The organism is Cupriavidus necator (genome assembly GCF_040578825.1).
Classification (GTDB): Bacteria; Pseudomonadota; Gammaproteobacteria; order Burkholderiales; family Burkholderiaceae; genus Cupriavidus; species Cupriavidus necator_E.
On the sequence record NZ_JBEFLI010000083.1, the window covers coordinates 1 to 19,583 of the forward strand.

Consider the following 19,583-nt stretch of genomic DNA (forward strand, 5'->3'; position numbering starts at 1 on the left):
CCACCCCCACCGCCGCCGCCTCCTCCGTCGTGCCTGTATCAGGCAAATGTCTTTGGAATATATATCTATAACGGGGATATGGGTAGTTGTTCAGCAGATGGCGGCTGTGAGGGCAAGGGATACGTAATTTTCTACGGCGGCGTCGTTGCTTCCGAAATGTGGGTTGGCTATATGGATTGGACTGAGCTTAACGCTCGAGCCAATGCCGCCATCGCAGGAAGTGGATATCGGATGGGCGCATACATAACCGGCCAGTTGAGTAATGGCAACAACATGGGAAGCGCCTCATACGAAGTCTGTAGGTAATATTTTCAGACTGCCCTAATGAGCAAGGCCCGCTAGCGCGGGCCCTGTTCTATCTGGCGTCGAATTTAGGATCGGCTAGATCAGAACGCCTTGAAGCTCCACGATTTGCTGATCGCAACACCGTTGCGAGCGCCTGCGAAGGTAGCCGTGTACGCACCAGCAGCCAGGGGAGCGGTGGGCAGCATGAAAACGACGCCCGCGTACAGGTTCGAGTCAGAAATCGCGCCGGACATCGAGCCAGACTGCGCCGCCGATGGCACCAGAACGCGTACAGGCACCGAGGCACCGCCCGGCCCGGTAAGCGTGAAGGCGCTCACCGTCAGCACATCGCTCGCGTTGGGCGCGCCCACACGGAACATGATCGGCGTACCTGCCGAGGCCAGGTCGGGCGCCGGATTCGGCGACTCACTTGCGGGCGTGAAGGAACCCACAACGGTATCGTTGTCGAGCGGGTAGTAGGCTACTGCGTTTGCAGCCAGTTGCTGGCCGCCCCATTGCGGCAGACCGTAACCACCGCCATTTGCACCGGTGACAACGCCAAAGTTGATCACGCAGAGGTTGTCATGGAATGCGATACCAACAGTCTCCTGACCGCTCGTTGCACCTTGCAGGTGATAAACCGAATGCAGGAATGCTCCTACGCACTCGGCGCCGCTCATGTATCCCGCTTTGCCAAGCTCCTGGCCGATCCACTGGTTCTTGCTACCGCCGGCCGCGACAACCTGGTCGTAAGGATTGGCGCCGGTAAAGCCCGTCAAACCCTGCGTTTCAAGGTGGGAGGTGGTGTTGTTGGCCTTCGCGTAGTTGAGATGGTTCTCTGCCGCGAGATCCAGCACAGCATCTTGCTTGAGCATGCCAACCCCCATTTTCTGGCGGAGCGTGTTCAGGGCATCGAAGGCGGAAAGTCGCTGATCTGCGGCGCCATAGGTTGGCGTCGGAACGCTGGTCGCGGGCGGGACGGACGTCGGAGCCTGCGGCGTGGTCGGAGTGGTCGGCGTGGTCGGCGTGGTCGCAGGGCTGTTCCCGCCGTCACCACCGCCGCCACCACATGCCGCGAGGAGGGCGGAGAGGGCAGCCACTGCGACAAGACTCTTCTTCATGATTTTTCCTTGTTGTTGGGGGGGGCAGTAAGATCAGAATATCGATCCACAAGTGACCCACGCAAATTTCTTCTTACCCTGATAAGGCAAAGTAGCCTCCTTCGGGGCGCACGAGAGGATGCCTGTTATGTCGGCAATCGCGAACCAAACTTTAGTCGGGGGGAAGGCAGAGGCGCCGCGACCGAGCGTGCGGTGGACTGCCAATGAAAAGGCCCTCTGCGAAGAGGGCCGGGACTAGATCTGCGGACTTCTCAAACCTCGACTGGGATGTGGGGTGCGTCCAGGATGAAAGGTGATTCGATCAGGGCAGGATCGTAGCGGAACGAGCAGACGCTGCGTTCGATCTTGGAATCAAAGATTCGCGCCGTGTGGGTGAGGACCCGCAGATCGGGAATCAGTTTGAAGATCCGGTGCGCGATGAAGGGATAGTCCCGCACGAGCAGGTTGCAGTACCGGGTGCCCCAGGGCTTATATTCGGCGACCACCACAGGCCCATCATAGCCGGCCTCGTCGAGCCACTTGACTAGGTAGGGATGCAGATAGGCCAGGATATCCTTGGGCGCATCGCCTAGCTCCAGCACCCGCAGCTGCGTGAGATCGAGCGGCTTGATCCGGGCCCAACTGCGCATTACGTCCCAGGTGCTAATGCGGGTATCACTGTTCAGCTCATTGCCGCCCCGCTTGGCAATCCTGGTGGCGCGGATGTCGGCTTCCTTCTGCTGTCCTTCATCGATATCCATGATCCGATACTGCAAATGGGCGACGTGCAAGGACATCTGCCGACTGCTCGCGTACAGATTCGCATCCATCTGGATATTCAGACGGTTCTTGGCTGGTACGGCCGTCAAGACGTTGCGAGCGCGGTAGCGCGCGACATTCGCGGTCGGGTCGGCGTCGTCGAGCTCGACCTGGTCGTCCAACAGGGGTACCGACGCATGCTTTAGCGAGACGCCGCGGATCTTCTTGTCTTCCGGCGCGAAACTTGTCATCACCAAGCGCACACAGCCGAACCGCGCAAGGTGCGGAGCCTCTTCCCTCGTGCTAGTGCCACGAGCTGTGCCAATTGCGGTGGCGGCTTGAGCTGCAGCAGCACGCTCCGCTTGAGCGCGGCGGGTCTCGGTGGTATCCATGAAATTTGGCCTTGGCTATTACGGTTTAATCTGATCGCTCAAGCAGCGCGTTTGCCGGTGTTCCGAGCCCGAGGCTGGGCTGCTGCCCTACGGACAGGGCGTTGCTCCAGGAAGGCAGGGTCTTCGGGGGGAAAGGCCTTCTCGTCGATGTCCACGCCGCGCGCCTCCCAGCAGAATCGAGAAAGCTCGTAGAGGTCTTCGCGGACCTGTTTATAGTGCGCAAGGCGCCCCCAGGTGTACCCGGCGTCGTCGTCCGGCTCCAGTAGCTTCGCGATGAGATTGCGCTGCTCCCTCAAGCCAGACTCAGGCGCCATCCAGCGATAGAAGCTCGTCTGGTGTCGGTCAAACATTGCCGTGACGCGCGTGGCAATGCCAACTCGAATCCGCCCAGCCTTATCCTCCAGCGTGGGGCGGCTGGCAGCTCGCAAATACTCTTTCGCGTGCATGGACGACTCGGCCAACGAACTTGCTACACCGGCCAGGAGTAGAAAATCGCGGTAAATGTAGGCAATAAAATCGTCCATGTGCCAACCTTGCAGGGCGAGCGACATGTGTCGGGGTTTGGCCTCGTAGCAATAGAGCAACATCTCCATCTCAACCGACGCAATTTCCGACTCTTGATAGCTGATGCTCTGGTTCGGCGTCAAACCCAGCATGAAGAGGACGGTCTGAGTGTTGAGTCGTTGCAAACCCAGCGTATCGAATTCACCGGATTGCTTGCGCTCAATATTCTCGAGGGCCGCACGGTGAGGCAGGTTGCCGATTCGCTCGGCAACCTCCTGCTTCGTGAGCGGGCGAAACAACTTCTCGTTGGAACGATAATCGCGTATTAGTCGTTGAATACGCGATAATTGCTCCTCGTCGCGCTTGGCTTCCGCCTTCTTCTGAGACATTTAGTTCCTGAGTGTTGCACGGTTCAACCGCCCGTCAGATACCTTTCCAAGTCCCAAGTCTGCTGGTTGAGACCTTACCAGGCTGCGTCAAGAGCTGGCCTCGGCCGGTTGAGGCGGCACGCCATCGGACGGACGCGCGAAAACTTAACCCCCCACCAAAGGGGTAGCGGCGCCATTTTAACCTATTGCGGATGCTCAGTCTAATGCGAAACTTGCCAGTCGCATATGGGTGTCGCCAAGTGCAGAGTATGCAACGACGGGGCGGATGTAGGTCCCACACTTGTGGGGGGCTAGTAGTCAGATAGCTCTGCGGCAAACCGAAGGACGTCGCCGTGGTAGCGAAGGACGCACGGTCCGATCGCGCCGTCGCGCTGCTTGGCGATGATCACCTCGGCCGCATCGGGATCTGGGGTGTTGGGATCGTAGATGACATCTCGGTACAGGAATAGGATGATGTCCGCGTCCTGCTCGAGGGTGCCGGATTCACGCAGGTCCGCGAGGATTGGCCGCTTACCCGCGCGCTGCTCGAGGGAGCGTTTCAGCTGCGAGAGGGCGATCACCGGGCAGTTCAGCTCCTTGGCCAGCTGCTTGAGGCCCGCCGATACCCGGCTTACATGCCGCCCCCGTCGTCGCGGCCGCGGCCGCTTTGGGCGACGATCTGCAGGTAGTCCAGCACCACGACGATTTCACCATGCTCGCGCTTGAACTGGCGGGCCGCGGTGCGGATATCCTCCAGGGTCCGCGATGGCCGGTCGTCAATCCAAAGGCGCATCCCCTGGTCGTAGGTGAACCTGTGCATGACGTCGGCCATCATATTGATCTGCTCGTCGGGCAGGTGGTGTCTGCGCAGCATCCGCAGCGGAACGCCCGACTCACTGGAAACGACCCGCATGCCCAGCGCTGCGGGCCCCATTTCCAAGGAAAAAACCACGACAGCGCGGCCGCCTCCTCGGAGCGGTTCGCGATTCACCGCGATGTTCCGGCTAAGATTGAGGGCAAAGGCGGTCTTCCCCATGGATGGCCGGCCACCGATGAGAATGAACTCACCATCCCGCAGCCCGCCGTTCAGCGCCTCGTCCAGTGGGGGATAGCCGGTGGAGACGGCCGTTGTGGGCGGCTCGTCGGAGAGCACGGCGTCGGCGATCTCCTCGACCACGCCGCTGATGTGGCGCGGGCCGGCGCTCGCGGCTGCCGGTCAGCCAGGCCGGTAGCCTCGTCTACAACGCTGCCGAGGATCTCTTCGACGCTGCGACCGCCAAGTGACGCCACCTGGCCAAGTAGATTGGCTCGAATCCGGCGCCGCGCGCTTTGGCCCGCACGATGGCGGCGTCAGCCAGCACAACGGCCTCGTCAGCCCTGGCCCAGACTGGGTCAGCAACGAGCTGCGCCAGGCATTCGACGCCGCCAACGTCGTGTCCCTGGCCTTTGCACTGGCCAGCACCGCGGTCGGTGACCACCTTCCAGGAGGCAGGATGCCGCATGCGCAATCGCGCGGTGTGCGGGAAGCGAGAAGTCCTCCTCACCGACCAACCGCTGAGCAAACGCCAAGTCCGGACTACTGCGGAGCACCCGCGACAGAACGACGCGCTCGCTCTCCACGGCGGTAAGCGCGTCAGCGGAAGGCGCCGACCGGCCATTGCTCGCAATGCGAGCAGTGGGCTCGACAGTCTCACCGTTCATCAGCGGGGTCGAAGATGGCGTCAGATGCGACCACTATGGTTTCAACTCGGAAAGAAATTCATAAATCTGCCTTAAACATCACTTAAGTCACCGTGATCGCCTGCCGATATGACGTGCAGTCTCAATAGGGAATGTCCTGAATCTTGTCGAGGTCCTCGATCTCGCCAAGCTGGGTCTGTGGCATAGGGGCGCGATCCATTTGAGACGCAGGCCGGGCAAACGAGACTGACGAAGATGTGGCGGCAGCCGATGCCGCCGCTGACTTGGCAATCGGATTTCTGGTCGTGAATCGCGGAGCCGATTGGCCGCTGTGTCTACCGGCACCGCGGCCAGTCAGCTCGTACTGGGCCAAGTGTTGGCGAGCGTATAGCGTGGTGGTTTGGGTGCACGGAGGTGACTCGGAGGCGCTGCGCCTTTGGGCCTCTGCCGCCGGTGAGCCAGGAAGGTGAGCGGCGACCGTTGGCACGCAGCTCAGCGCTTTCCATTGGCCGCCGCAGAGCGCGGCCGACACGGCAAACACCGCGCCGTCGGGCGCGCCGGCAAGCGCCCCCCGGATCTGACTGAGATCCTCGGGGGTGATGGTGACCGCGAGCGTGCCGAAGCGGATCGCCGGCGGGGAGTCCGAGACTTCAGTTGGGATGCCGATCACGGTGAGCATTCCACACGGAGCAGGCGAAAACGCGCCGGTCATCTCCTTGCCCGCCCCATGGCTAGGCACAGGACTCGGCGTCGTCATTGTCGTTTCGGGATTTGGCATCCAACCGGTAGCGGCCGACTTTGTGCCGGCGAACTGAGAGGGAAATCGAAAGGAAGTCGTCATCAGGTCTCTCGTGTCCGAAAGGTTGCACTCGGGTTTTGCTAGTGATATATTGCGCACTAATGGTGTGCTACCAAATATATCGGCATGCCACTGACCCGCGCAACTCTGCTTCCTACCCGGGAGCTCTGAGACGTAAGGGTCTTCTTGGGGAGGTTGAGATGAGTGGTCGAACTGGTCAGGGAAGGACTGCGATAATGGGGCGGGTTCCCATCGAGCCGCATTGGCTTGCGAGCCTCCCGGCATTCGCTCACGATGATCCGCGCGTCGTGCGCGGCTCGATCAATCTCCTCACCGCAGCCTGGAGCGTTAGTCCCGCCGGGACTCTCCCGCTCGACCCCATTGCGCTTGCGCAGTACTCCCGCCTCACCGTAGACGAGGTGCAGCGGTACCAAGCTGTCCTTACGGGTGGGTGGATCGTGAAAGGTGACCGCATGACGTTCCCACCGATGGCAGCTCTGGCCGAGCGCCTCGCGAGCGCTTACCACAATGCGATTCGCCAACTAGAGGACTCGCTCACGGTGGCGATGCAAGCACCCGACCTCTTTGGCGACTCGCTCATCGTCGAAGATCTTCCTTCCCCAGCCCCGCTGATCGCAAGGCAGGCCGACGAGGGCCAGGCAACCTCACTTTCATCGCGTGCGCCGTCCTTTCGCCGCGCGCCAGCCAAGCGCTCGCTGCCTGAAGGCGCCGGCCTGACTGGCGAACTGTGTGCTTATCTGACCAGCAATGGCTTCGCTCCCAAGCAGTTCGACGACATTTGGTCCCGCTTCGAGGACTTTGTCCGCGGACGCGGAATGCAGGCGGCCGACTGGTCGGCGCAGTTCCGCACCTGGGTGCGAAACGGCATCTCGTATTCCCAACTGGTGCCACACCAGGCGGCCGCGGCGAGCGCTCATCCGAGGCAAGCAGTGAGGTTTGCCCTCGGGCGTCGCACGAGAGAAGCGGCAGAGCACACCAGCATCGAGAGCCTGCGCCGTGTCCGCGAGGCCATTACCCGAATTTCTCCGGCCACAGTATGAACGCGACTCAAGTCGATGCCCGCCAGTTCTGGGCTGCGGTCAATGGTATGTACAAGCACCATCCGACCGACAGCGAGACCCTGATCTGGGAACTGGAAGTCTTCAGCAAGTTTGATAACGACTTCATCGTCGATGCGCTGCGCGCGCACGTGCGATCGTCCGAGTTTGCTCCCCGGCCAAACTGTGTCTGGCGGGCCGCGGGCAGTGCTAGCGCTGTGTCCCCGCGGCTGGCGCTAGGTCACGTTGTCCAAGCTGTGAAGAGGCATGGTCCATACCGCAGCCCCAACCTGGACAACCCGCAAGTCGCCATGGCGATCCTCAGCGGCTGGGCGACCGTTTGCAAGGAAATCCCTGACCCAAGCAACGGGTTTGAGTTTGAACGATATACGAAGCGATTCGAGGCCGCGTACGAAGCCGCGCGCGCCGATGTTGACGTCCGCAAGCTCACGCCTCCGCCTGTCTTGGGTCTCACGGACGCCGCGCGGGTAGGGCCAAAGCCAACCCATGCAGTTTCCTTGCCGGGGAACCAGGTGCAATGAACACCGAAGTCACACTTTCGCGAGCGCAGGCCCAACAATGGATCGCGCCAATTCTGGCTCGCTCTATCCGGGTCACGCTGATCGTGATCGCCGTGCTGCTCGTGGCGCACGTCGCGCTGCTTCTGGCCATTGGCGCTCAATGTTCCCGCTTGGTCGGCCTTTCCGGTAGCGGTTGGGTAGTGCCCATGGACATGCTGAGCTGCAACAACCCCGGCGCAAAGTCGGTGTACACCGGGCCAGTTCGGGAAGCGAATCGCGCCTGGGTAGAAAAGAACGCCGATAGGCTGAAGTGAAAGAGTAGTTGACGATGCAACCCTCCAGTTTCGCGCCCCGTAAAAATCCCGCGCTCGCCGCCGCAGAGTCGGCCCTCGCGGTCGTCATCGGGCGACCGGGCGAGAACGGTACCAGCGACGCCGCGTACATCGGCAAGCTTCTGACGGCTCTAATCATCACGGTGGCGATCGCCTTGACGTTGCTGTTGATCGATGGCGCATTGCTTATCCGGCTGATGAAAGGCCGCACCGACGTCGTGGCAATTAGTGATACCGGGGCAGTGATCAAGACGGTGCCGTTGGATCAAGCATTTGTCACAGAAACTCGCATGCTCTCGACCGTCGACGAGTGTGTGCGGCGTTCCTTTTCGCATGACTTCGTGAACTACAGGCGAACCTTCAATGACGCCATGCCGTGCTACACGGAGCCGGGTGGAAAGGCCTACGCCGCGGCAATCGATCCGTTCTTCAAGGATCTGCGTGAGCGACGCTTGGTCATGGCGTCCGTGACCGAGCCCGCCACGGTTGCGCGTGGGCCGTACCTCGCCGGCGGACGGGTTACGTGGGATGTGCAGGCGCCGGTCACCCTCTATTACAACGGTCAATCAGGATCGTTCGCGCCATTGCAGCGGCTGGCCACAGTGCGGGTGGTGCGCGTACCGCTAGAAGAAAACACCCGAGGAGTCGCAATCGACTCGATGCAGCTAGCGCCATATCAGAAGCGATAGCGCCTTAAGAGGCCGGGGAGACAAGGGTGCAGGGCCATATTGGGTACGGCGCTGCGAAGAAGAACAATAAGCCAATTGGAGAAGTACGGTGCGGTTGCTAGAAAAGGGCATCGGGCGGGACGTCGACTATTTCGTCGGCGACATTGAAAGACTAAGGGACGAGGTTGGGGCAACAGAGGCAATCGGACGCTTGCAGAGTTCGTTTGCCGACGAGGCGCACTCGACGTGGCTGCGCTCTGTCGGCGGACTGCAGATCAGGGTTGCAAGGACGCAGCGCGACTTGGAACGGGTGCAAGTCTCAGCGCCGTCCGATCTTGCTGTCGGTCTGGTACACGGCATGCTGCTGTTTCACACAGGTGAGGGCAAGCCTATGATCAAGCGCATGCCAGCCATCACCCGCGAGTACGTGCAGCTCGAACTGGGACCGGACCTCACCGGCCCCCTCCTGGAGGTTGGTCGGCATGCTGCAACGCAAGGCGCGACGCTCTTCGATCAACTCGATCAGGAACATGGGGAATATCTCGAAAGGATCGCAATCGGCGTCCAGGCGGGCCCACGCTCGTGGTTGCTGGACGCGATGGAAACCGCCCCGACGCAGTTCGCCTTGGGCGTCGTCACTGCGTGGGTACTGATGCGTATGCGAATTCAGGACAGCGGCGGTGCTCTCTTCGAGTGACATACGCGGGATGACAAGATGACCAGTAAGCAAGGCACGGGTATCGCCCCCATCAAGTATCCGCGTGTCTACGCGGCCGTAGCCGCAGTTCTGGCGCTGGCGGCTGGCAATGCCGCAGCGCTGCAGGCGCAAGGCCCAGCGGCGCCACCCGCGGCAACGAACACTCAACCGGCAACGCAGCCCAACCAGGCAACCCCGCCAGCCGCTGGCGTCCAAACTATGGACGCGCAACAAAAGGCTGGCGGCAGCGGCGGCCAAACTTCCAATGTTGTGAGCGCGCAGCCCCTTCCGTCTCCGAAGCTTGACCTGAAGAAGGAAGCGCTGGATCAAACTGCGCCGATGGATGCTGCCACGACCCGAGCACTCATCGAGGAGCTTTACAATCGCTCCGGCGCCGCGTCCGCGCCGGCAAAGAACACGGCGAAGCCGATCGCCTCGCGCTTTGTGGTCGACCTTTCTCCAGGCGCGACGCCCCCGGTTGTGCGGATCTTCCGCGGCCAGGGTGCAACGGTCAGCTTTCTCGACTCGTCGGGAAATCCCTGGCCCATCGAGAAGGCGCGCAATTTCTATGAGCAGGCCATGACGGTTACCCAGCTGGGCCCGCACGTGGTGACGGTCGAGAGCAACTCGGACCACGCTTCTGGATCCGTGACTGTCCTGCTCAAGGGGCTGGCGACGCCGCTCACGTTCACCGTGGTTCCCAGCCAGAGCGAGATTGACTACCGCGCCGACTTGATCATCCCCGGTCGCTCGCCTGACGCTCCGGCACGGCTCGCGGGCGGCCTTGGGCGCGTGGGAATTGCGGAGCGTGGCCTGGAGAATTACCTCTACGGCCAGACCCCGGATGGGGCCCGGCGTCTCGAAGTCCAGGATCTGCCTCTTGCGTTGGCGTGGCAGGACCCCAGTGGCCGGCTGATCCTACGCACTCAAGCCATGGTGGCCTCTCCCGGCCCCTACCAGGTTCTGCCGTCATCTGACGGCACGACGGTCTATGAGCTGCCCGCTGTGCCAGTACTTCGCGTCTCGGTGGACGGCCAGATCCGTGCTGTCCATATCAAGGGGCTGACTCCCGGTGTCGGTGGTGGCGATAAGGCAGGTGTCATGAAAATGAGTGCAAATGAGCAATGACCGATACTAAAGAGAAGACGCGGCGCCCGCTGGATGCTGGCGCCAAACGAAATCTGCTGATCATCGGCGGCGCGATCCTCGGCGGCGTTATCCTGGTGACGGCCGTAGCCATGGTGGCCAACAAGTCGCAGCAGAAGCAAGAGTCAACCGCCGACCTGCGCCAGATTGCAGCACCCGCCAGTTCCCAGCGCAACAGGGATGTCGAGGACCTGAGCCCCGCGATGAAGGAGCGGATCGCGTACGTTCAGCACAACGAGGCGCAGGCCGCTCGTCGGGAAGGCCGAATGTATCTTGGCGATACCGCCGACCTGGGGCCCAAAGAGCCGGTCGGAGGCCGGAATCCCGATCCGGGCCAAGGCCAAGGACAAGGTCCTGGCTCGTCGTCCTATCAGCAGTATGGTGCGCGTGCCGCTCAGGTGACCGGACAAGCTAGCCCCGGGGTTTCCGGCGACACCCGTCAAGCGGAGCTGGAGCATATCCAGAAGGGCTTGGAGCGCCAGCTCGCCACAATCGTCAGTTCGATGGCGCCAGCCAAGGGCGTGGCGGTAGCCATCACGACGGTTGAGAAGACGACTACAGCAGCGGCCGTTGCTGAAGCCGGGAGCGCCGCCGGGGCAACACCCACAGCGAAGGGCACACAGATCGTTGCAGGCCTGGAGATTTTCCCAGGCCAACTGGCTTCGCCTGTCGACACAGACAGAACCAAATATATTTCGGCGTATATTGTTGGTAGTAAACTTGATGGTGCGTTCTTAACCGGGGAGGCTGTGCTATCTGCGCAGGGCGAGGACGTCAGCGCGCACATGACATCGATGAACTGGAAGGGTAAGTCCTACAAGGTCGATGCTGTACTGCTTAACGAGCAAACCGCCTCGGATGCACTGAATGCCGACATCGATCACCGGCCATTTTCGCGGTTTGTGATGCCCGTGCTGGTCGCTGGCCTTGCGGGCGCGTCCACGTATTTCACGGCGCGCGGTACGACGCCGACAACCTATATTCCGAGCACCGTGGTGGTGGGCGGGACGACGGTCAATGGCAATGCTGTGGTCCAGCAGCCAGCGCCATCCGCCAGCCAGGCGATGGACCAGGGTATCGGCAAGGGGATCGAGAAGAGCATGCAGCTTGCAGAGCGGGAGACTCAGCGATATGCGAATCGCCCGAATCGGGGAACGCTTGACACGCGGACGGCGATCGGTGTGCTTTTCCGGCAACCCGTGATGGCAGCCGACTGACAGGATCACGGCCAGTAGGCCTCGCTGATTCACCAGCAATTGATAGTGGAGATATTGAATGTCTTCTGGCATGACGATTGAATCAACTGGGTGGGATGACCCGCTGCCTTCTCACGACCCGGCGACACACCGGGAACCGGCCGCTGCAGCTGCTGCTGCTTCACAGGCTACTGCAGCCACGCCATCCCACGACCCCTGGGCCTCGGACCCGAATTGGGAAAGCGAGGCGGTTGCGGCCAACGCGCAGTCGCCCGCTGACAATGCCGGAGGTGCCGCAGCTGCGGCTCCCGCGAGCCCGGGAGGTTCGGAGGCCGAGAAGGCAAAGAAGAAGCGCACCGCAAATTTATTGATCGCCGGCGTGGCGGTCGCCCTGGTGGGCGTCGTTGGCTCTGGGCTGGCGATAAAGATGAGCCGTTCGAACCAGGCTGCAGAGGAGTACGTGCCGGAGCCGGTGGTGAAGGCTCAACCTGCAAGTCAGTCGCCGCGGCAACCGGCGCCGGCCGCTCCTATCATTGCCCAGCAAGCGGCGCCGCAGCCCGACATCCAGCCGGCTGCAGACACGATGGTCGTAGCGAAGTCCGACTTGAGCCCGGCTCCTGCTAGCGCCATCGCGCCTGGCCCGGCGCCGGCGGCAGCGCAACCGGCGGTCGTAGCTTCACCGTCGACGGATGCCTCGGGCTTGAGCGACCTAAAAGCCAGGGATTCTGCACTCGAGGCGGCGAACGCTGAGCTCAAGGGCAAGATTACAGCCCTCACCGAGCGGGTAGCTGCTCTGGAGTCGAGGGGCCAGGCCGCGCCGACTTCGACAGATCAAAGCACGCGCAAACAAACTGCGGCGCATGCGTATAAAGCGAAACAACAGACCAAGCTTGCGTACGAAGCCGATGTCGTACGCGGCAAGCCGGGAGGCACCGGCGTGGCGAAGGCAGAGGCGGAGCACCCGTCGAGCTGGAGCGGATATCGGACGGTGGCGACTTACCCGGCTACGGGCAAGGCCGAGAAGGCGTGGGTTACCAATGGCAAGGGTCTGGTCGTGGTGACCGTTGGCTCGGAGATCGATGGCGTGAAGGTTTCGCGCTTGGCCGGCACCACCGTCTATCTGGCGGACGGCGGCAAGATCAGCGTGAAGTGAGCCGAGGGACAAGACGATGGATTGGCAGGCCTTCCTGGAAGGGTCGATCGCGTTCTGCAAGGCGCTCGTTTCGCTACTGACGTCGGGGGCGTGCGTTCTCGGCGCGACGTGGATCGCTTTCAGCGGCCTGCGCAAGCTCGTCGCGGCTAGCAAGGGCCATCGTCAAGGACAGCCAACGATCGGTCCGGTAGCTATCAATTTCCTGATCGCAGCGCTACTCGCTCAGCTTGCCACGGTGGCGGGCAATACCGTCGAGTTGTTGTTCGGCACTGGCATATCGGATCCGCGCGAGGCGCTCTCGTATATGCCCAGTCAAGTTGCCGGCAACGAAACCCTCATGTTTGTGGTGAGCGTCGCGGTCTACTGGTTGGCAGCGCTTGGGTGGGCTGCTGTGTTTCGTGGACTACTGCTTTGGAACTCTCTCAGTGAGGGTGCGTCGGCTGGCGGCAGGGACCTTGGTTGGCGCGGGTTCTGGCATGTGCTTGGCGGGGCCTGTCTCATCAACATTGGAGGTCTGGCTGGCAGCTGGTTCGGAGGTTAAGCCGAAGTGGTGTACCCAACGTCGCTTCGCATCTTGGGTGGGAAAGTCCGCCGCGTGCGGATGGAAATCTTTGGTGATTAATAGGGGAAAAACATGAAAGGTATCAAACACAAAGCGAGCCGCCTGGGTGCCAAGACCTGGTCGGCATGGAAAGGTGCGTTCGCCCGGGTGACTGTGGCGCTGATGGGCGTGAATGCGTCGAAGGCGGCGTACGCCGCTGGTGGTATTACGGGCATGCTCGGCAACATCGACTCCACAGCCAAGGCGTCTGTGACCACGCTCGTGAACATTGCGATGGTGATGGGCGTGGCCGGCGTCCTGTACGGCCTTAAGCTGATCAAGGACAGGAGCAATGAACGGGAGAACGTGAAGATCAGCCAAATCCTGTTCTCCCTCGGCGGCGGTGCAGGTCTGATTGTGATCTGGTTCGTGATCACGATGCTGGTTGAGACCACGGGCGGTAGCTCCAGCGACATCGGTCGTCAGCAGAGCTTCTAAGGACAGAGTTACCAGAGCCTACCTGGGAGTTCGATGCCCCAATCATCGAGCTCGACCCCTCCCAACCTGGCCGGGCAGGGTGTTAGGCACCCGGCACCCCTTCGATCTCTCTCATGCGTACGGAGGAGCTCGTGAACGCTCTACTTGTCGGCATCAAGCGTCGACTACAAACGGCAGGCGCCAAGAGCCCTGACGCTGCAATTGCGCTCGCGGAGGATAAAGCGATCGCAGCGGCAAACTTCACCTGCACGGTGTGTGGATTTCGCAGCAAGTCCACGACCGAGGCACTTCACCTCAACGGAAATCACGACGATATCAGCGCACGCAATCTGGCCGGGGTTTGCGCGCTCTGTCACCCATACCAGCATGTGGGCGAACGCACACCAGCGGCGCGGTCGCAGGGGGAGAAGATTGCCCCGCAGACCCGCCTAATGCGCGTGCCATCAGTAGCCGAGGGTGGCATTTCTGCCGGCGACCTCAACCATCTCTATCGAGCGATCGCGTGTGCGCTTAACGACCAGCGCGAGCGAGATCAGGCCTTGAAAGTCCTGCAGGTAGTCAACGAAGCCACTGTATTCGCCAAGGCCAGTTGGGGGTCCGCTTCCCCGCGGGACTTCCACGCTGCCATGCTGGCGCTTTCCGATGGGGAGTACGCGCATCGGGGCGAGGCGGTGGAGGACCTGCGCCTGGCATTCCACGAGCACTTGCTCACCGCCATCGGAAGCAAGCTCCAGGGAGAGCATAGCGGCCTTCCCGTATCCAGCTGGACGGAGCTGTCCTCACGGACACTGATTAAGCTCGATACGCACGCCGTCGGCGAGAAGGAGAACCTATGATGGCGCTTGCGGCAAGGCCGTCGCTGGCAATCCATGCGCCGATCCAAAGGACAACTGCTTGTGGTCTGGTGATCTTCGACGACCCGCAGGAGCGTGGTGCGGGAACCGCATATCTTCCTGATGCATTGCCGCAGCGGATCCGGTCGATGAACGACCTTCGCTCGGACATGATCTGGGTGGCGAACGTGCCCGATCGGGGTCTCTCTCGTACCCATCCCGGGCTGCGGGCAAGCGACTATTTTGGCGCCAGCATCTCGGACATTGCCTACGATCTTGGACTGGCCTATTCCCGCGGCTACCCACTAAACGCGCAAGAGGGAGTGGCAATCGCGACAATCATGTCCAGGGCGGTGGTCGTCGCGTCGAGGGTGTACGGCTGGGACTTGGATGGCGGTGCGGCGCCTTTAGGTGGCGAGACTCTCTTCGAAGATATTGCCATGGCGATGCGCATGGAGCCACCGCACAAGGCATCAGGCGACTCGATTGGCAGCCGACTCGGCCACGCCTGCCAGGATCGCTCCGCTCCGAATTGGCCGTTCGAGCCGCTCGAGAGGCTAGTACCGGTGACGTTGCGGTTCAACCGCCTGGCGTATGCCAGGCAACTACTGGCTCAACTAGTTCCGGCAGGGGCGGACTGGGTAGAGGTCGGGCAAGGTCAGCGAATTGACAGGCTGCCAACACTTGTGAACCTTGCTATCGACTGGAGTGAAACGGCGCCGGATGTGGTCGCACTTGCTGCATTCGGCCAGACGGGGAAGAGGAAGCAACAACTCCGCCTCTGGGCGTGTGGGCCGGAGCTGGACTGGCTGGGACCACTCTGCCGCGCACATGTTCACGCTGCGCTGATAAATGAGAGAGGCTACTCTCTCTTGGCGGCACCATTGCAGATGCCGGTACCCCTCGCGGTTCGCTCCCAACTGACCATGTCTTACTCCGCTGGTCTGGTGGGTAAAGCACATCTGGATGCCGTCCTATCCGCCGAGTGCTATCAAGGGAGTAAAGGGCGGTTTGCGTCGGCCACCGGAGCATGGCTGCGGGCCTATGACCGGGGATTCATGTTTGGGGTCGCCTGTCGCGCTCATGCAGCCGGGTTCCTCGTCAGGCGCTACGGCGACGGAGAGATTGGCCTACGCGTCCGTGAGGACCAGCTCCAGGCTCTATTGAAGTTCAAGCGTGACCTTGGGTTTATGTATCCCGCAATTGAATCGCTGGTGCCTGGAGTCTCGCCTTGCGAAGAAGGGGAGGGCGGTTGGGGTACCGTGACGACGTCGGAAAGCTATGGTGTGGAAGGTGGGAGTTGACATGGAAAACGAACTGATTACGACAGGCCGATATCCGGACTTCTTCGAGCCTTTCTCCGGGCCAGATGCCGCGTTCATGCCTTTGCTGGACCGTGGTGGGCTGCAAATGATCGTGGAACTTGACGATCTCGCAATGGACGGGGCGAGGCAGTCGGCGGTGCGTGCAACCATGCTCTACCAGAAGTACGCGCAGAGCGACAAACGGCGAGAGGGCACACGCGCCCTGATGGCGATCTTCGCTGAACAGCTGCAGGTCGATGTCGCGGCGGGCCAAGCCGCCCCCTTGATCCCGACGATGAACCAGGTGCAGCCGCCGTCTGCAGACCGCACGCGTGAGACTGGCGCCTGAGATAGACCGATACCGAATTCTCGACATGATTTCTACCTACATTGTGATCGCTGTGGTCGTATTGGCCATCATGGCACTGGCGATCGTGAACAAAGGCGCCCTGGAGCGCTCCCTGTATTACCTTTCCGGCTTCTTCCTTGGCGGAGATATCCAGTCGCGGGTTGCCCTGATCTCACCTGTTGGCCCGAACACCTTCATCACGTCGACCGGCGACCTGGTGTCCTACTTTCGCATCCGGGGCGCCAAGCGACATATCGGTCCGGACGACTTTGACAGGCTCGCCGATCGCCTTGGGCACCAGCTCCGTACGATTCTTGGCGATGGAACTGGGCGCCAGCACAGTGTCGCGTTTGGTTACCTCTCAGCCCCGCATGGGACGAAGCGGGTGATCACTGAGGCGCTCAACTCATCTATCAACACGGCATCTCGGCTCGGTGCAGGCGACCATGCCCGGGAATGGTTTAGGCAGCGAATCCAACTGCTCAGCACCGTGGCGAGCGATGAGACAATCTTAATGGCCGCCTTTACCTTGCGAGGTGGCCTCGCGCAAAAGGAGGCTGAGCGCGCCACAGTTGCCGCTGCTGACCAGGTCTCGGCCGCGGCGAAGGCAAATGCCGTCGGTGGCGGCAACGCCGACTTCTCTCAGTCCGTTGTTCCAGTCGCCGGGCTGCTCGAGGCGCGGCACGACGCCATGCTCAAGAGTTTGCAGCACAACTTCGAGAACCAGGAGGCAGGCCTGGGCCTGATGATCGACAAGCTTGACTGCGCGGAGGCCGGCGCCGCCTTGGGGCGCTATGTCAACGGCAGCGACCTGCCTGGCAGTTGGCGGCCGGATCTCTTCGGATTCAGGGCACCGACCGCGTCGGCACTTCAGCGCAAGGGGGATATTGCCCATGCCATGCCGGCACCGTTGGCGCGCCAGCTTTTCAGCGAGCCGACCACCGAGGTCTATGATGACTTTGAACTCTGCCGCAGGGCGGGATTCTGGTATGGCGCCATCAAAATGGACGTGTGTCCGCATGACGATCCCGCATCCAGCTTCTCGACCCTGATGGAGCGGATCGGCAAGGAGTTTCCAGTTGCCTTGTCGTTCGAGATCAGCCCCAATGGCCTGGAGTTCAAGAAGCTCGACCAGATGTTCGCCGGATTCTTCGGTGGGTTTGGCACCCACAATCGGGCGCTGCGAGATGCCTGGAACTCGCTCAAAGCGATGCGGGACCGCGGCATGTACATCGCGGCAATCCGGGTTGTCTGCTCGACCTGGGCGCGCAGCAAGGAGGAAACCTGCGACCAGCTGGCCAAGGTAAAAATGGACATCCAGAACTGGGGTGGCTCAACTGCGAGCAACGAGTCTGGAGATCCGACTTCGCTGCATGTGGCAGCCGCTCCTGGCCTGGGACGCGGGAGCCCGGCTCCTTTCCTGCCCGGTCCAATCGGGACCTTTGCGCGCATGCTGCCGGTGTTCCGACCTGCTTCTCCGTGGACTGAGGGGCAGCTTCTGTTGCGCACACGCGAGGGCAAGCCCTATCCGGTTGGGTTTGGGACCACAATCCAGGCTTTCTGGGGCACGCTGATCTTTGCGCCGCCCGGACGCGGCAAATCGTTCCTCATGAACGTCATCAACGCCGGCCTGGCCTTCTCGCCGGGTTTGTCCGAGCTGCCGTACATGACCATTATCGACAATGGCATGTCCTCGGCTGCCCTAGTAGAGACTCTCCGTGCGATGCTGCCTGCGAGCAAACGCCACCAGGCAGTGTCAATCCGCCTGCGCAACACGCCGGATTTCGCTATCAACATGTTTGACACCCAGCTCGGGGCGGAACGGCCAACCGAGCGTGAACGGGATTTCCAGATCGCGATGGTGCTTGCCATCTGCCCAGGCCTGGGCGAAGAGGGCAGTCGGTATGTGGGCGCTGTCATCGATGCTGCATACAGCGACGTCGACCGCTCGAGCATCAACGCGAAGCGCTGGCAGTATGCGCTCGACCCGGAGATCTCAGAACGCCTCGTCGCTGCTGGGTTCTCGATTGACGAGAATCGCCTCCCGCGAGTTTGGGAGGTCGTCGACAAGCTCTTTGATTTGGGCGGGGTCCACGCAGCTACCACCGCCCAGCGGTTTGCCGTCCCCACTCTCGAGTCGCTCGTGGCCGCGGCCCGGATGAAATCGGTACAGGACCTTTACGCCAAGACGCCGGCAAAGTCTGGAGAACTGATCACTGACGTATTCACCCGTTCGATCTCCACGGCGATGCGCGAGTATGCACTTTTCTCGACCACTACGCGTTTCGACCTGGGTGACGCACGTATCGTGGCCATTGACCTGGAAGAGGTGGTCGCCTCGTCGGTCTCCGAGGAGAGCAAGCGGCGCGCGGAGATGATGATCCTGTTTGCACGGCAGCTCGGCGCGAAGAACTACTTCCTCAAGTGGGAGGAAGTCGAGCCGCTGATGCCCGAGCGGTACAAGGCCTACCAAGCGCGACGGGTCAAGATCATGTGGGAGACATTGAAGTTCTTGGAATACGACGAGTTCCATATGGCATCTGGGAAGGAGGCAGTCATGTCGCTCGTCGTCGAGGACTTCCGGGTTGGCCGCAAGTACAACGTGGTTCCTTTACTGTCGTCACAAATGTTGCAGGACTTTCCGAAGCCGCTGCGCGACAACGCGACCAACTTTTTCATTCTAGGTGTGGGCTCGGAGGAGGCTTCCCATGAGGTGGCCAAGGTCTTTGGTCTGAGCGAATCCGAGCGTCGGATCATCACCAACGACTGCCTTGGCCCGACCGAGAAGGGTGCGCCGCTCTTTGGCCTCTTCAAGACCGCCGAGCGAGGTGACGTCTCGCAGCTGCTCTATAACAGCGCCTCCAGTCTTGAGCGGTGGGCTTTTAACTCATCGGCGCTGGATGTCGGTGTTCGACGGGCTGTGGTTGATAGGCTCGGTGGCGATTCCTGGCGTGGGCTCGTAGAGCTGGCAAAGGCGTTTCCCTCGGGGACTGCCCGCCATGCAATCCAGGATGCCCGGATGAACATGCGAGCCGACGAGCAGGCGGACGAGAACGGCATCGTAGCTACCGTGGCCCGCAAGATGGTCGACCGCCTGATGAGCGAGAAAGGCGCGCCGTAGAGAGGCCCTTGTAGAGTAAATAAGGCACGAAATACCGTATCGTATTTATCAATATACGAAATGATGGGCAGCATGATCCACAAAATCCGGAGCTTGGCCCCATAATTTTCAAATTCGAAGCCGACTTTCACGCTTGAAAGTCGGCTGGCATCCTAGCAAACGACGGGATAAGCTCCGGGAAACCGCATCTTGTTCGGTTGATTTTTAGGGGTGCCTTATAATTGGCCACGAAGCGGTGAACTAAACGTTACCCGGGCGAACTCCCCGGGATGTCGGAAA

20 protein-coding genes and 1 pseudogene are annotated in these 19,583 nt (G+C 61.3%); 15 read left to right on the plus strand and 6 right to left on the minus strand.

From position 1 onward, the window contains the following. Window positions 1-306, plus strand: a pseudogene (locus tag AB1I47_RS28850) (hypothetical protein); the annotation flags it as partial. A gap of 80 nt (window positions 307-386) precedes the next feature. Here AB1I47_RS28850 and AB1I47_RS28855 read toward each other — a convergent pair. The 6 genes from AB1I47_RS28855 to AB1I47_RS28880 form a co-directional block, all read right to left on the minus strand. Then, a complete protein-coding gene (locus AB1I47_RS28855) occupies window positions 387-1,406 on the minus strand; it encodes a CAP domain-containing protein (protein WP_354687110.1) in 1,020 nt (339 codons plus the stop codon). Between the two features lie 251 nt (window positions 1,407-1,657). Continuing rightward, window positions 1,658-2,536 carry a hypothetical protein gene (locus AB1I47_RS28860; RefSeq protein WP_354687111.1) on the minus strand — a complete coding sequence of 293 codons (879 nt, stop codon included), beginning with the start codon at window positions 2,534-2,536 and terminating at the stop codon, window positions 1,658-1,660. A 38-nt stretch (window positions 2,537-2,574) separates the two neighbouring features. Continuing rightward, a complete protein-coding gene (locus AB1I47_RS28865) occupies window positions 2,575-3,429 on the minus strand; it encodes a hypothetical protein (protein ID WP_354687112.1) in 855 nt (284 codons plus the stop codon). A 290-nt stretch (window positions 3,430-3,719) separates the two neighbouring features. After that, window positions 3,720-4,013 (minus strand): DnaB-like helicase C-terminal domain-containing protein, encoded by a 294-nt coding sequence (locus tag AB1I47_RS28870; protein WP_354687132.1) that lies wholly within the window; start codon window positions 4,011-4,013, stop codon window positions 3,720-3,722. A gap of 26 nt (window positions 4,014-4,039) precedes the next feature. Beyond that, window positions 4,040-4,585: a DnaB-like helicase C-terminal domain-containing protein gene (locus AB1I47_RS28875; RefSeq protein ID WP_354687113.1), complete on the minus strand. Its 546-nt coding sequence runs from the start codon at window positions 4,583-4,585 to the stop codon at window positions 4,040-4,042. Window positions 4,586-5,230: 645 nt separating this feature from the next. After that, a complete protein-coding gene (locus AB1I47_RS28880) occupies window positions 5,231-5,767 on the minus strand; it encodes a hypothetical protein (RefSeq protein WP_354687114.1) in 537 nt (178 codons plus the stop codon). A 593-nt stretch (window positions 5,768-6,360) separates the two neighbouring features. Between AB1I47_RS28880 and AB1I47_RS28885 the strand changes: the two genes are divergently transcribed. The 14 genes from AB1I47_RS28885 (at window position 6,361) to AB1I47_RS28950 (ending at window position 19,304) form a co-directional block, all read left to right on the plus strand. Next, window positions 6,361-6,948 (plus strand): hypothetical protein, encoded by a 588-nt coding sequence (locus AB1I47_RS28885; protein ID WP_354687115.1) that lies wholly within the window; start codon window positions 6,361-6,363, stop codon window positions 6,946-6,948. After that, window positions 6,945-7,487 (plus strand): hypothetical protein, encoded by a 543-nt coding sequence (locus AB1I47_RS28890; protein WP_354687116.1) that lies wholly within the window; start codon window positions 6,945-6,947, stop codon window positions 7,485-7,487. Before AB1I47_RS28885 ends, AB1I47_RS28890 begins: the two co-directional genes overlap by 4 nt. Beyond that, window positions 7,484-7,780: a hypothetical protein gene (locus AB1I47_RS28895; RefSeq protein ID WP_354687117.1), complete on the plus strand. Its 297-nt coding sequence runs from the start codon at window positions 7,484-7,486 to the stop codon at window positions 7,778-7,780. Before AB1I47_RS28890 ends, AB1I47_RS28895 begins: the two co-directional genes overlap by 4 nt. Before the next feature lie 14 nt (window positions 7,781-7,794). After that, the gene (locus AB1I47_RS28900) at window positions 7,795-8,487 is read left to right on the plus strand and encodes a DotI/IcmL family type IV secretion protein (RefSeq protein ID WP_042875561.1); all 693 of its coding nucleotides are present in this window, start codon (window positions 7,795-7,797) and stop codon (window positions 8,485-8,487) included. Window positions 8,488-8,575: 88 nt separating this feature from the next. After that, a complete protein-coding gene (locus tag AB1I47_RS28905) occupies window positions 8,576-9,163 on the plus strand; it encodes a hypothetical protein (RefSeq protein ID WP_354687118.1) in 588 nt (195 codons plus the stop codon). Between the two features lie 18 nt (window positions 9,164-9,181). Then, window positions 9,182-10,291 (plus strand): DotH/IcmK family type IV secretion protein, encoded by a 1,110-nt coding sequence (locus AB1I47_RS28910; protein WP_354687119.1) that lies wholly within the window; start codon window positions 9,182-9,184, stop codon window positions 10,289-10,291. Then, window positions 10,288-11,526: a DotG/IcmE/VirB10 family type IV secretion system protein gene (locus AB1I47_RS28915; RefSeq protein WP_354687120.1), complete on the plus strand. Its 1,239-nt coding sequence runs from the start codon at window positions 10,288-10,290 to the stop codon at window positions 11,524-11,526. Before AB1I47_RS28910 ends, AB1I47_RS28915 begins: the two co-directional genes overlap by 4 nt. A gap of 58 nt (window positions 11,527-11,584) precedes the next feature. Then, entirely contained in the window at window positions 11,585-12,658 is a 1,074-nt protein-coding gene (locus AB1I47_RS28920; RefSeq protein WP_354687121.1) for a hypothetical protein, read from the plus strand. Between the two features lie 16 nt (window positions 12,659-12,674). After that, a complete protein-coding gene (locus AB1I47_RS28925) occupies window positions 12,675-13,199 on the plus strand; it encodes a hypothetical protein (protein WP_354687122.1) in 525 nt (174 codons plus the stop codon). 93 nt (window positions 13,200-13,292) lie between these two features. Continuing rightward, window positions 13,293-13,697 (plus strand): DUF6750 family protein, encoded by a 405-nt coding sequence (locus tag AB1I47_RS28930; RefSeq protein WP_042875573.1) that lies wholly within the window; start codon window positions 13,293-13,295, stop codon window positions 13,695-13,697. A gap of 131 nt (window positions 13,698-13,828) precedes the next feature. Continuing rightward, window positions 13,829-14,533 (plus strand): hypothetical protein, encoded by a 705-nt coding sequence (locus AB1I47_RS28935; RefSeq protein ID WP_354687123.1) that lies wholly within the window; start codon window positions 13,829-13,831, stop codon window positions 14,531-14,533. Then, window positions 14,530-15,834 carry a hypothetical protein gene (locus AB1I47_RS28940; protein ID WP_354687124.1) on the plus strand — a complete coding sequence of 435 codons (1,305 nt, stop codon included), beginning with the start codon at window positions 14,530-14,532 and terminating at the stop codon, window positions 15,832-15,834. Before AB1I47_RS28935 ends, AB1I47_RS28940 begins: the two co-directional genes overlap by 4 nt. Window position 15,835: 1 nt before the next feature. Beyond that, complete coding sequence (locus AB1I47_RS28945; protein WP_042875577.1) at window positions 15,836-16,183, plus strand: hypothetical protein; 348 nt, start codon at window positions 15,836-15,838, stop codon at window positions 16,181-16,183. 25 nt (window positions 16,184-16,208) lie between these two features. After that, complete coding sequence (locus AB1I47_RS28950) at window positions 16,209-19,304, plus strand: hypothetical protein (protein WP_354687125.1); 3,096 nt, start codon at window positions 16,209-16,211, stop codon at window positions 19,302-19,304. Window positions 19,305-19,583 lie beyond the last annotated feature (279 nt).

Excerpts from the sequence above, each read along its gene's own strand:
- AB1I47_RS28855 (WP_354687110.1), bottom strand. The coding sequence starts at position 1,406 with ATGAAGAAGAGTCTTGTCGCAGTGGCTGCCCTCTCCGCCCTCCTCGCG.
- AB1I47_RS28860 (WP_354687111.1), bottom strand. The coding sequence starts at position 2,536 with ATGGATACCACCGAGACCCGCCGCGCTCAAGCGGAGCGTGCTGCTGCA.
- AB1I47_RS28865 (WP_354687112.1), bottom strand. The coding sequence starts at position 3,429 with ATGTCTCAGAAGAAGGCGGAAGCCAAGCGCGACGAGGAGCAATTATCG.
- AB1I47_RS28880 (WP_354687114.1), bottom strand. The coding sequence starts at position 5,767 with ATGCTCACCGTGATCGGCATCCCAACTGAAGTCTCGGACTCCCCGCCG.
- AB1I47_RS28885 (WP_354687115.1), top strand. The coding sequence starts at position 6,361 with ATGACGTTCCCACCGATGGCAGCTCTGGCCGAGCGCCTCGCGAGCGCT.
- AB1I47_RS28890 (WP_354687116.1), top strand. The coding sequence starts at position 6,945 with ATGAACGCGACTCAAGTCGATGCCCGCCAGTTCTGGGCTGCGGTCAAT.
- AB1I47_RS28895 (WP_354687117.1), top strand. The coding sequence starts at position 7,484 with ATGAACACCGAAGTCACACTTTCGCGAGCGCAGGCCCAACAATGGATC.
- AB1I47_RS28900 (WP_042875561.1), top strand. The coding sequence starts at position 7,795 with ATGCAACCCTCCAGTTTCGCGCCCCGTAAAAATCCCGCGCTCGCCGCC.
- AB1I47_RS28910 (WP_354687119.1), top strand. The coding sequence starts at position 9,182 with ATGACCAGTAAGCAAGGCACGGGTATCGCCCCCATCAAGTATCCGCGT.
- AB1I47_RS28915 (WP_354687120.1), top strand. The coding sequence starts at position 10,288 with ATGACCGATACTAAAGAGAAGACGCGGCGCCCGCTGGATGCTGGCGCC.
- AB1I47_RS28920 (WP_354687121.1), top strand. The coding sequence starts at position 11,585 with ATGTCTTCTGGCATGACGATTGAATCAACTGGGTGGGATGACCCGCTG.
- AB1I47_RS28925 (WP_354687122.1), top strand. The coding sequence starts at position 12,675 with ATGGATTGGCAGGCCTTCCTGGAAGGGTCGATCGCGTTCTGCAAGGCG.
- AB1I47_RS28930 (WP_042875573.1), top strand. The coding sequence starts at position 13,293 with ATGAAAGGTATCAAACACAAAGCGAGCCGCCTGGGTGCCAAGACCTGG.
- AB1I47_RS28940 (WP_354687124.1), top strand. The coding sequence starts at position 14,530 with ATGATGGCGCTTGCGGCAAGGCCGTCGCTGGCAATCCATGCGCCGATC.
- AB1I47_RS28945 (WP_042875577.1), top strand. The coding sequence starts at position 15,836 with ATGGAAAACGAACTGATTACGACAGGCCGATATCCGGACTTCTTCGAG.
- AB1I47_RS28950 (WP_354687125.1), top strand. The coding sequence starts at position 16,209 with ATGATTTCTACCTACATTGTGATCGCTGTGGTCGTATTGGCCATCATG.